Origin of the sequence: Microbispora bryophytorum (genome assembly GCF_006874465.1) — a bacterium.
GTDB classification, from domain to species: Bacteria; Actinomycetota; Actinomycetes; order Streptosporangiales; family Streptosporangiaceae; genus Microbispora; species Microbispora bryophytorum.
Genome location: NZ_VIRL01000036.1, coordinates 19,271 through 30,308, shown reverse-complemented (window position 1 = coordinate 30,308; position 11,038 = coordinate 19,271). Strand labels below are relative to the sequence as shown.

13 protein-coding genes are annotated in these 11,038 nt (G+C 69.3%); 8 read left to right on the top strand and 5 right to left on the bottom strand.

The window, feature by feature from the left end:
* Positions 1-513: 513 nt before the first annotated feature.
* Positions 514-1,257, bottom strand: coding sequence for a hypothetical protein (locus FLX07_RS35035; RefSeq protein WP_208762560.1), 744 nt, complete (start codon positions 1,255-1,257; stop codon positions 514-516).
* Between the two features lie 101 nt (positions 1,258-1,358).
* Positions 1,359-1,865: a helix-turn-helix transcriptional regulator gene (locus FLX07_RS35030; protein WP_308424439.1), complete on the bottom strand. Its 507-nt coding sequence runs from the start codon at positions 1,863-1,865 to the stop codon at positions 1,359-1,361.
* 499 nt (positions 1,866-2,364) lie between these two features.
* On the opposite strand from FLX07_RS35030, the gene FLX07_RS35025 reads away from it, so the two are divergent.
* Both FLX07_RS35025 and FLX07_RS35015 read left to right on the top strand, forming a co-directional pair.
* Entirely contained in the window at positions 2,365-2,886 is a 522-nt protein-coding gene (locus tag FLX07_RS35025) for a GNAT family N-acetyltransferase (protein WP_142576132.1), read from the top strand.
* Between the two features lie 327 nt (positions 2,887-3,213).
* Entirely contained in the window at positions 3,214-3,816 is a 603-nt protein-coding gene (locus FLX07_RS35015; RefSeq protein WP_208762559.1) for a helix-turn-helix domain-containing protein, read from the top strand.
* A 120-nt stretch (positions 3,817-3,936) separates the two neighbouring features.
* Here FLX07_RS35015 and FLX07_RS35010 read toward each other — a convergent pair whose 3' ends face one another.
* Entirely contained in the window at positions 3,937-4,566 is a 630-nt protein-coding gene (locus tag FLX07_RS35010) for a LysE family transporter (RefSeq protein ID WP_223854414.1), read from the bottom strand.
* Positions 4,567-4,735: 169 nt separating this feature from the next.
* Between FLX07_RS35010 and FLX07_RS35005 the strand changes: the two genes are divergently transcribed.
* On the top strand, positions 4,736-5,323 hold the full coding sequence (locus FLX07_RS35005; protein ID WP_142576128.1) for a helix-turn-helix domain-containing protein: 588 nt from the start codon (positions 4,736-4,738) through the stop codon (positions 5,321-5,323).
* Between the two features lie 147 nt (positions 5,324-5,470).
* Complete coding sequence (locus FLX07_RS35000; RefSeq protein WP_142576126.1) at positions 5,471-6,031, top strand: cysteine hydrolase family protein; 561 nt, start codon at positions 5,471-5,473, stop codon at positions 6,029-6,031.
* A 194-nt stretch (positions 6,032-6,225) separates the two neighbouring features.
* On the opposite strand, the gene FLX07_RS34995 is transcribed toward FLX07_RS35000, so the two are convergent.
* Entirely contained in the window at positions 6,226-7,074 is an 849-nt protein-coding gene (locus FLX07_RS34995) for an alpha/beta fold hydrolase (protein WP_142576124.1), read from the bottom strand.
* A 109-nt stretch (positions 7,075-7,183) separates the two neighbouring features.
* On the opposite strand from FLX07_RS34995, the gene FLX07_RS34990 reads away from it, so the two are divergent.
* The gene (locus FLX07_RS34990) at positions 7,184-7,636 is read left to right on the top strand and encodes a MarR family winged helix-turn-helix transcriptional regulator (protein ID WP_189105109.1); all 453 of its coding nucleotides are present in this window, start codon (positions 7,184-7,186) and stop codon (positions 7,634-7,636) included.
* 123 nt (positions 7,637-7,759) lie between these two features.
* On the opposite strand, the gene FLX07_RS34985 is transcribed toward FLX07_RS34990, so the two are convergent.
* Complete coding sequence (locus FLX07_RS34985) at positions 7,760-8,365, bottom strand: TetR/AcrR family transcriptional regulator (protein ID WP_142576122.1); 606 nt, start codon at positions 8,363-8,365, stop codon at positions 7,760-7,762.
* Positions 8,366-8,540: 175 nt separating this feature from the next.
* Between FLX07_RS34985 and FLX07_RS34980 the strand changes: the two genes are divergently transcribed.
* The 3 genes from FLX07_RS34980 to FLX07_RS34970 all read left to right on the top strand — a co-directional run bounded on the left by FLX07_RS34980 (position 8,541) and on the right by FLX07_RS34970 (position 10,876).
* Positions 8,541-9,989 (top strand): MFS transporter, encoded by a 1,449-nt coding sequence (locus FLX07_RS34980; protein WP_142576120.1) that lies wholly within the window; start codon positions 8,541-8,543, stop codon positions 9,987-9,989.
* 117 nt (positions 9,990-10,106) lie between these two features.
* A complete protein-coding gene (locus FLX07_RS38630) occupies positions 10,107-10,388 on the top strand; it encodes a hypothetical protein (protein ID WP_280116567.1) in 282 nt (93 codons plus the stop codon).
* 77 nt (positions 10,389-10,465) lie between these two features.
* Positions 10,466-10,876, top strand: a complete 411-nt coding sequence (locus FLX07_RS34970; RefSeq protein WP_142576118.1) for an SgcJ/EcaC family oxidoreductase — start codon at positions 10,466-10,468, stop codon at positions 10,874-10,876.
* Positions 10,877-11,038: the final 162 nt, after the last annotated feature.

The following is an 11,038-nucleotide window of genomic DNA, read 5'->3' as shown; positions in this document are numbered from 1 at the left end:
CCAACTCGCCCTCCTCACCCTCCTACTCCTCACCCTCCTCACCATCCGCATCACCAGCACCCGACGCCGCAAGCGCATCGAAAAGCTCATCCTCAACACCCGCGGCACCCCCCTCGGAGCCTGAACACCAGAGTGGGCCCGGCACTCTCCGGCCGAACCCGGGTGCCGAGCCCCCATGGAGACAGGACGACAGGAAACGGAGGGCGCGAGAATGGCGATGGCAAGGAGACGGCCACGGCATCGGGCGGCCTCGTCAGCCAGGCGGGGCAGCAGATCTACATGGCCACGAGCGTCGGCAACGACCCCACCCGCTGGGTGGCGGCCAACGACGTCGACGGCACGGCGCTGCGCCCAGTCCCCTGCGCACCTGGTCGGAGCAGCGGCACGCCTGGGTGGCCCCGGACGAGGCGGGGATGGCGTTCGCCCCCGAGGCCATCTGGGACGAGGCGATCGAACCCCATCAGAACATCGACTCGCCGAGGCCCTGCGGGCGACCCGACTCTTCATTCATGATTAACGGCGTCCGCGGAAGGTTCGACGTAGATCGTCGACCCATTCCTCGGGTATCTCCCAGGGGATGAAGTGTCCGCCGTGGTCGTGGGCGGTGATGTTCACGTGGTTGTACCAGGCGGCGCGGTCGCTGTTGAGGAAGTGTTCCACGCGCTGCTCGTCGGTGGTGACGCCCGGCGGGTTTTCGAAGCCGACAAAAGTGACGCCGGTGGGTGCCTCGACGACCGGCCGGCGGTCGTGCGAAGGCTGCCAGGGGTAGCGGTTGTTGTTCGCGTAGGTGCGGATCGAGGTGGCGATCGTGTCTCCGGCCCAGTAGATGGTGGCGTGGGTGAGCAGGTCGTCCTTGGTGAAGACGTTCTCGATGTCGCCGTCGTTGTCGGACCAGGCGGCCCAGCGCTTCAGGATCCAGGCGAGCATGCCGGCGGGCGAGTCGGTGAGGCCGTAGCCGAGCGTGGCGGGGTCGAGCACGTGCGCGGCGAGGTGGACGGCGAACCGTCTGTCCAGTGCCACGATCCGCTGGTGGACCTCGGGTGGGAGCCCGTCGGGGATGGGGTGGCCGCCGGAGAGGTCCCAGGCGCGGTCGCCGTTGAACATGGTGAGTTTCTGCGCGGAGCCGATGTGGATGGCGTGGAGCTCGTCGGCGTACTTGTGGCCGAGCTGTCCGGTGACGAGTGCGCCGACGTCGCATCCCGCCGCCGCGTACCTCTGGTGGCCGAGGAGCCGCTGCTCGCCCGCTCCTGTCTCCACCCGCGAAACTGTATCTACGATTTATATAAAACGTCAGTGTAAATGCGGGACGGCACTGCGGCCGGCAGCGACCGGGCCCTACCGGCGTCAGGCCGGGTCGGTCAGGCCGGGTCGGTCAGGTCGAGTGTGGCGAGTTCGCCGCGGGAGGCGACGCCGAGCTTGGGATACGCCTTGTAGAGGTGGTAGCCGACGGTGCGAGGACTGAGGAACAGCTGAGCGGCGATGTCCTTGTTCGACAGGTCCTGGGCGGCCAGCCGGACGATCTGCAGCTCCTGCGGAGTGAGCTCGGCCAGGATCCCGCGGGCCGGGGTGCCCGGCGCCTTGGCGCCGGTCGCTTCCAGCTCACCTCGGGCACGGTCGGCCCAGGGTTTGGCGCCCAGTCGCTCAAAGGTCTCCAGCGCGAGCCGCAACTGCCCGGCGGCGGCGGCCCTGCGACGGGAGCGGCGCAGCCACTCGCCGTACAGGAGAGATGTGCGGGCGTGCTCGAAGGACCGCCCACCGGTTCTCAGCGCCGCCAGGTAGTCGGCCCGTTCATCGCCGGGGCAGGGATGGGGTTGGTGATGGCACCACTCCCCGCGATCATGCTGGCCGGCACCGTCCCTCAGCACGCCGCCGCCTCCGGCGTCCTCAACACGCCCAGCAGGCAGGCAACGCGATCGGCGTGGCCATCATCGGGCCGTCTTCTATGGCGCCCTCGGCGGCCAGCCCCTTCCCACCCTGTACGCTCCGCCTTCGCCCTCGGGCCCAGTCTCTTGGTGGGCCTCTGCGCCGTCGTGGCCGCCACCGTCCAGATCCTCCCGAAACCCGTGACCGGCTGAGTCCGGCACCGGGCCGCCCCCGTCGGCCCGGTGCCGGGCCAGGCGCAAGCGTGTCTCATATCTGGGATATTGTCTTGAATATGAGAACGGCCGAGGGAGCACCGCCGATAGCGACGCGATCGATGCGGGCCGACCGGCAGACGGCCAGGGCCGTCACCTCACGCCTGGCCGGGCGCGCGGCAGGCCGGTTCGGCTCCCGTGTGCGTCGCGGCCGTCTCAGACCCATCGTCGAGCCGGCGCACGTTCGCACCGCTCCGGCCGCCCCTCCCCCGCGCAGAGAAGGAATTCCGTGACGCACACCATTACCCGCCTGTCCCCCGACGACTTCCACTACAGCGTGAAGAGCCTGGCCGACCTCCTCGTCGACGTCGTCACGAACGGGGCCTCCCTCGGCTTCCTCGCCCCCTTCGACCAGGAAGCGGCAGCGGCCTGGTGGCGCGGCCGGCATGCTGCCGTGGCCGACGGCACCCTCACCGTCTGGGTCGCCCGCGGACCCGACGGCATCACCGGCACCGTCAGCCTCGCGGTGGAACGCACGCCCAACGGCCGGCATCGCGCCGAGATCATCAAGCTCATGGTCCACCGCGACGCCCGTGGCCGGGGACTGGCCCGCGCCCTTCTCACCACCGCCGAACAGGCCGCCGCGCAAGCCGGAGCCACCCTCCTGCTCTTGGACACCGTGACCGGCACCGCCGCGGACCACCTCTACCAGCGCGCCGGCTGGACGCGGTACGGCATCGTCCCGGGCTACGCGACCGACCCGAACGGCGTACCCGAAGACTGCAGCTTCTACTACAAACAGCTCATCTGAGACACCACGATCGTGAAGCGCAGCGACGCAAGATCAGCGTCGGAGGGATCCGTACATGTATCTGCTCGAAGCGGATCACGATCAGCGCCCCCCACCTGGTCTCCTCCAGGTGGCCGCCCGTCCGAGGGCGGCCGCTCTCGTCCTCGCGCTCACCGCTGTCTGGGCGGTCAAAGGGGGCTTCCAACTCATCCGCGGCGGAGCGTCGCCTCCCGGCATGCGGGGATCCCTTCGTGGTCAGATGCCAAGGGCGTGTCCCGTTGTGACGTCGATGTGGTTCGGGATTTCCTCGTCCGATCGCCGACGGTCAACGTCCCGGTCGGCTCAAACATGAGGATCGCGGCGCCCGACGGCGCGGACGGCTTGTGCTCGACGCCTCGTGCGATGGTGAAGACCGCTCCTTTGGGGAGCACGACCTCGCGCTCCCCGGTGGGCGCGGGCAGCGCGGCCGCGCTCGACCTCGGGCTGTACGTGGTCCGCCGCGATCACGGAGCGGAGATCGCCAATGCGGTGAGCCGGCGGCTGGTCTTCGCGGGGCACAGGGACGGCGGGCAGCGGCAGTTCGTGGAGCGACCGGTGCCCGACCTGCCGGACGAGTCCCTGGCCCCTGTCCTGGCCTGGGCGCAGGAACAGCTGGACGTGCCGCTCACCGTGTCCGACCTGGCCGCCCGCGCGGCGGTCAGCCCCGCGACGCTGCATCGCCGCTTCCGGGCGCAACTGGGCACGACGCCGCTGGCCTGGCTCACCGGGGAACGGCTCGCCCTGGCATGCCGGTTGATCGAGCGAGGTGAGTCCGGTCTGGACATCGTCGCGCGGCGCAGCGGGCTGGGCACCGCCGCCAATCTCCGTACGCTGATGCGGCGCGAGATCGGGCTCAGCCCGTCGGCGTATCGGGCCCGGTTCGGGTCGGACACGCGCGAAGAGCGGGGCTGAGCGGCGGGTCATGGAAGTCTCCTACCTGAAGGCCGCGGAACCGATCGAAGGGAGGCCGCTGACCGGTTCGGTCGGTCAGCGGCCTCGGGGTCGGTTGACGTTCTCAGCAGCCGCTGTAGGTCACGACGCCGAGATGAGCAGGTGGAGGGCGAGTGCGATGATCAGAGCGCTGGAGAAGACAGCGGTGATGAGCCGTCCGCGACCGCCGGTCAGAACCCGGCCGAGCAACGCTCCGCCGCCGGCGAGAAGCAGCTGCCAGCTGGCGGACGCCGCGAAGGCGGCGAGTACGAACACAGCCTGATCGAGGGGACTCGACGCCACTGTGCTCTGACCGGCGAGGACGAGTGCCGCGAAGTAGATCACGGTGATGGGGTTCATCATCGTGATCCCCAGTAACGCCAGGTAGGCCCGTGCGGGACCGAGAGGGGCTTCATCGGTCCGGGTCGCCAGGTGCTGCCTGCGATACCGGTTGATCGCCGTGACGCCACTGCGAACCGCCAGTGCGATGAGCACCAGGGCCGAGGCCCATCGCAGGGGAACCATGATCGGCTCGATGACGGGGGTGAGCGCGGAACCTCCGATTATGGCGATCAGGCCGTAGAGGCCGTCGGCGGTCGCGACGCCTAATGCCGCACAGGCGCCGATCTTCAATGACGTCCGGGCGGTGAGGGCCACCAGATATGTCGCGACCGCTCCGACCGGCATGGCGATGCCGTAGCCGGCGAGGAGTCCCGCGACCAGGGCGGCCATCAGAGGTGAGCGGGTATCGGCCCCCATGGGCGGCACGGCTGCTGCTGGACCAGCGCAGAGAAGGAGGTGGTGGAGGTCAGCGGCCGCGAGAGAGTGATCTTGTTCATGCGTAGATGATGGAAGCAGGACCACCACCTTCGCAACTCATATTTGAGATAATCTCTCAAATATGGAAAAGGCTGAACTCCAGAATCCAAGTCCGGACCAGTTGGAGGCCCGGCTGGCGGATCGGCTCTCGCGGTTGCGGGTGGATCACGGCTGGTCGCTGGAGCAGCTGGCGGGCCGCACCGGCGTGAGCCGCTCGACGCTGTCGCGGCTGGAACGCAGGGAGATCAGCCCTACGGCGGCCCTGCTCAACAAGTTGTGCGCGGCGTATGGCCAGACGATGTCGCAACTGCTCGCCGAGGTGGAGTCGGCGCCACCGCAACTAGTCCGGGCCGACCGGCAGGCGGTGTGGCGCGATGAGAGCTTGGGCTTCGTCCGGCGGTCGGTGTCCCCGCCCCACCCGGGGCTGCGCGGCGAGCTCGTCGAGGGCCTTCTGCGTCCCGGCGCCGACATCTCCTACGACGAGCCGCCGGTGCCGGGTCTGGAGCAGCACATTTGGATCCTGGAAGGAGCCCTGCAGATCACCACCGGCGAGGTCGTCCACGAGGTGCGGGCAGGAGACTGCCTGCGGTTCCGGTTGTGGGGCCGGTCGCGGTTCCACTGCCCCGGCCCGGATCCGGCCCGGTACGCCCTGGTCATCGTCCTCCCGTAGGCCTCCTGCCGCACGTGACGAGCAGCCGCCTGACACACCGCTATCCGCCCGTTTTGCCCACCATCGTCCTACCAAATCGACGACAACAGCGCCAAGGATGCGACCGTGGGGATGGCCGATGGCGCACCGTACAGACAAGGAAACCATGTGAACACCACTGCGCTCATCGTCGGCGACCTGCAGGCGGGCATCGTGGACAACTACCCCTTCGCCGCCGGCGTGCTTCCCGTCATGGAAAAGGTTCTCCCCGCGGCCAGAGCCTCCGGAATCCCGGTGATCTTCATACGTTTCGGGCTCCGGGCTTCGGCCCTTGATGTGGCAGCGGGAAACCAGTTGATCAGAGGTCTGCACGGGGTGGGGACGCTGTTCCACGAAGACTCCCCCGAGACGCTCGTCCACCCGCGCATCGAGCCGTTGCCGGGCGAGGCCGTCGTCCTCAAGCGCCGCGCCAGCGCGTTCGCGGCGACCGACCTCGATCGGCTCCTGCGCGCCCAGCGCATCGACTCGATCGTGCTGACCGGTGTCGCGACCGGGGCGATGGTCGCCGCTACGCTCTACGACGCCGCCGACCGCGACTACCACGTGACCGTGCTCAGCGACGCCTGCGCGGACGGGGAATCGGACGTGCACGACTTCCTGATCAACCGCGTCTTCCCGGCCAGGGGTGCTGACGTGCTCACGGGCCACGAGTGGACCGCCCGCCTGTGACCAGCCGCCGGCATTGACGATCCGGGCCATGCCCACGACCCTGCCCGCCCGGGTGTCCCACTCCCGCCGGTAGCCGTTACGGGAGTTGGTGCGCTGGTCGGACACCTCGATTGCATGATCTGTTACGGCGACGCCCGCGCCAACCACCTGATCGCGGCTGTGCGCACGTGCCTGACCGGCGATGAGCCGCCGCGTCAGACTGCGTTGAGGATGGCCCGCAGAGCTGCGGCGTAAGCCCTGGGGTGGGTGGTATTGCCGTTGTGGCCGCCGGGGAACCGGTGCGTGTCGGTGCCGAGCATGTCCGCCAGCGCGAAGGCGCACTTGTTGTCGAAGACGGTGCGCGGGGTGGTGCGGCCGGCGGCCGGCACGATGCGGGTCCGGGTGTCGGCGAGCGCGGCGACGTCGAGGGTGTCGCCGATGATCGCGGTGAAGTCGTGCTCGAGGAAGAAGCCGAAGTTGCGCACCCGCTGGGGGGTCATCGGCTGTGGGGTGAGGCCGGGTTCTGCGTCGGGGTTGGAGGGGTCGATGCCGAGCACCTCGGCGACCATCTTGATGGTCGCGGCCAGGCCGTCGCGGCGGTGGACCTGCTGGATGTGCTCGAGTTCCTTCTCGTGGTGGGCGCGCTGGTCGGCGGGCAGCAGTCGTGGGGTGACGGGCTCGTGGGCGATGAGCGTGCCGAGCTGGCCAGGGTGGTCGATGGCCAGGTGGAAGCCGATGGAGGCGCCGAGACTGCAGCCGAGCATGAGCGCCGGCGTGTCGGTGAGGCCGGCCAGCAGCCGATGCACGTCGTCGGCGTGCTGGGCCATGGTCGCCCCGTGGGCGGGGTCGTCCAGGGTGCTGCGCGAGAGGCCGCGGCGGTCGTAGGTCACCACGGTGTAGTCGGTCACGAGGTGGTCGACCAGGTCTGTGCTGCGCCCGGCGTCACCTTCGCCGCTTTGGGAGATCAGCAGCATCGGGCCGGCGCCGCGGACCTCGTAGTAGAGCTTGGCGCCCGGCACTCGCAGCAGGCCCGTCGTCATGTCTGTCGTAGCAGTGGTGCTCATCAGCGATGTCCTTTGGCGATGTGGCCGGTGTGGCTGGTCGCGATCGACGATAAAGCATCAGAACAGATACATCAAGCCTGATACATCTAAAATGATGTACCTTGGCGACATGAACGGAGTCGAGCTGTTCCTGTTGGGGCGAACCCTGATGAAGATCGGGGAGGAGGCGCTGCCCACCGAGGGCATCGGCCGGCACTCCACCAGCGTCCGGACCGTACTGATCGTGGTCGGCGACGTGCGCGCGCACCCCGGCAGCGCCGTCGGAGAGATCGCCACCAGGACCGGTCTGCCGCAGAGCGCGGTGTCGGCAGCGGTCGCCCGGCTCCGCGAAGTGGGCGCCGTCGTCACCGAATCCGACCCCCGCGACCGTCGCCGCCTCCTTATCCGGCCCGCACCCGAGGCCTCCGACCGGGTGGAGCAGGTCAGGGCCGCCCCCATCGACACCACGCTGGCGGCCGCCCTGGGAACCGACGATCCACAACGGGTCGCCGAGATCGTCGCCCTCCTCGACGAACTCGCGCGACACCTCACCCCGCAGGCACTCGCCCGCCTACGGGGCTAGATCTCACCTCCAGGTGGACCGTCTTCGATCTCCCCTCGTTCGCGGTAGAGCCCGACCAGCTCGGCGGCCGGGTGCCTGTGGGATCGGGGATTTCGGCATCCGGCTCTCCGTGGCCGACCCTGGTCACAGTGAGAAGACCCCGGCGCGCGCGGCCGCCAGCGCTCCGGCCGCGGCACGGTCCGCGGCGGCGTCGTTCAGGGGTTCTCCGGTATTGAGGAAGGCGTAGTACAGGGGCGCGGAAACGGCGGCGATCACCCGCCGCGGATCGGTGCCGGCAGGCAGCTCGCCTCGTTCGACGGCGTCGGTGATGCAGCCGGCCCATTCGTCGATCCGCACGGCGTAGAAGCGGTACAACGCCTGCGCGGCCTGTTCGTTGCAGAGCGAGGCGGCGATCAGCGCCTTGAACAGGCGTCCCTGACGTGGATCTGTGAGGGTCTTGACGACCAGGCGGGCGTTGTCTCGGAGATCCTGGTCGACGCTGCCGGTACGTGCGCGGGGCAGGGAGCTTTCGGCCATTTCGTCGAGAAGGTCGGCGGCGAGTGTGCCGGGTGTGCCCCAGCGGCGGTAGACCGTCGTCTTCCCGACCTCCGCGACGCGGGCGATCTCGGCGAGATCGAGGGCGTCGAAGCCCTTCTCTACCAGGGTGTCGCCGGCGGCTCGAAGGACGGCTTCGCGGACGCGCGCGGTGCGTCCGCCGGGGCGGACGGCTCCGGGCTGTGGTGCGGCCATGAGGAACTCCTTCTTCTCCCGGGCAGCTCTTATCGGGACCCGGGTTCCCTTACGTCGGCAATGGGTGCTACCGTTCCATCATCTTAACGGAACCCAAGACCCGTTTGGCTGGAATGCCCCCTCCATCATCCCGGCGCAGATGTGCCTCACGCCGGCATCCTCGAAAGGCCCCGTCATGTCCACCACAAAGCCCGTACCCATGGCCTCGGCCGCCGTTCATCCCGCGCCTCCGCGGCGACTGACCGGTCGCCTGAAGATCGTCCTCGCGGTGCTGCTGGTCGCCCAGTTCATGCTGGCCGTCGATTTCTCGATCCTGAACGTGGCACTGCCCGAGATCGGCGATGATCTCGGCTTCTCCCTGGCCAACCTGCAGTGGGTCGCCACCGCCTTCGCCCTGTCGGCAGCCGGCTTCACCCTCTTCTTCGGCCGCGTCGGCGATCTGATCGGCCACAAGCGCATCTTCCTCGGAAGCCTCACGCTCCTCGGCCTGGCCTCGCTCGCCGGTGGGCTCGCCCCGACCCCCGAGATCCTCCTCGTCGCCCGCGTCGCCCAGGGGCTCGCGACCGCCGCCGCCACTCCCGTAGGACTGGCCCTGCTCACCACGTCCTTCCCCGAAGGGCCCCTGCGTCAGAAGGCTCTCGGTCTCAACGGCGCCCTGATGTCGGCCGGATTCACCACCGGCGCCGTCCTCGGCGGCACCCTCACCGACCTGCTCTCGTGGCGCTGGGCCTTCTTCATCAACGTCCCCGTCGCCCTCGCCGTGCTCCTCGTGGCCCCGACCGTCATCACCGAGTCCCGGCCCGCCCTACGCCCCAGGATCGACCTGCCCGGCGCGCTGGCCGTGACCCTCGGGCTGTTCGGCATCGTCTACGGACTGACCCAGGCCGGCGAGCACGGCTGGACCCACCCCGTCGCCCTGACGGCCCTGCTGGCCGGCGCGGTCCTGCTGGTCGTCTTCTACCTCGTCGAACGCAAGGCCGCCCAGCCCCTCGTTCCCCTGCACGTACTGAAGAAGCGCACTGTGGCCTGGGGAAACGTGCTCGGACTGCTCGCCTTCGTCACCGAGACCTCCCTGGTGTACCTGCTCACCCTGTACATGCAGAAGACCCTCGGCTTCTCGGCCCTCACCGCCGGGCTGTCCTTCGGCGTCCTGGGGCTCGGGACCGTGGCCGGCGGCGTGGTCGCCTCGAAGGTGATCGCCCGGACCTCCACCGTGGCCGTCCTGGTCGGAGGCGGGCTGCTGCAAGCGGTCTTCACCGCCGTCCTGCTCTTCCTGGGCGACACGCCGGCTTCGATGGGGCTGCTGCTACCCGCCACCTTCCTGGGCGGTGTGGGCAACATGCTCGTCATCGTCGGCTTCATGGTCACCGCCACCACCGGCCTCCCCGACCACGAGCAGGGCCTGGCCACCGGTCTGGCGTCGATGTCCCAGCAGGTCGGCATCGCCATGGGAACCCCCATCATGTCCGCGATCGTCACCGCCGCGACGGCGGGCGCCGTGTCCGCCGGGGCGATCCTGCACGGCGTCACCGTCGCCGTCGCCGCGAATGCCGTCCTCGTCCTTGCCGGCGCCCTCATCGCCGCCGTCATCCTGCGCACACGGCGCGACCGTACGCGCGTGTGACCGGCCGTCGCCGTACCGCCGGCACACACCGCCGGCATAGCCGGGCGGGTTGACCCGGGGCCCCACCGGCCAGCCCGCCCAGCCTTCCCCATCTGCTTCGAATCCAAGGAGCACACCATGGACCTTCAGCTCTCCGGCAAGGTGATTCTCGTGACCGGCGCGACCAGCGGCGTCGGCCTGGCGACCGCCCACCTGCTCGCGGCTGAGGGAGCCAGCTCGCCCAGCGCCTCGATCTGCCGCCCGCCGACGCCGTCGACCACTTCATCCGTGTCGAGCGGCGTCTGCCCACCGGACGCATCGGCACCCCCGGAGGAGGTGGCCGGGGCGACCCTGCTGCCGTTCAGGAACTCCGACGGGGCCTCCCCCCGCCTCGACATCTCCTGGCCGCGGACGCGATGAGTTTCGGCCCCACCGCCGGTATGTAGTGGCGAGTTCGCCGGAACACCCCAGGCGAACCGGTCACAAGGGAGAATCCGATGTCAGACAGTCGTGCGGAGGACGAGGCCGCGATCAAGGCCGTGCTGGTTGACTCCTACGAGGCGTGGGAGGCCGGCGACGCCGACGGCATGGTCGCCAACTACACCGTGGACGCGACCGCCATCATGACCGGCTCGCTCCGCGACAGCCGTGAAGTGATCCGCCAGAGCATGGCCTTGGGCTTCGAGGGGCCGCTCAAGGGCAGCTCGACTTACAACAAGCAGCTCAGCATCCGCTTCGTCGGCAGGGACGGCGCGATCGTCGTCAGCGAATCCGCCATTCTGTTCGCCGGCGAGACCGAGGTTCTGGATCAGCGAAAGGTGAACGCGACCTGGGTCCTCGAGAAGCGGGACGGTCGGTGGCTGATCGCCGCCTATCACAACAGCCCGGTGCTGGCACCTGGGCACTGAGCTGCGGATGCGCGGCGCCCGGTCCCTGCGGGTGCCGGAGTCAGCGTGTCGTGGGCGTGGCGGGTGCGGCAGCAGGCCCGGAGGTGGCCGGCCACGCCTCTTGCCGTCACACCCACGCTCATTCTCTGCTCCTGCCAAGGCGGGTGAACGGCAACCCGCGTC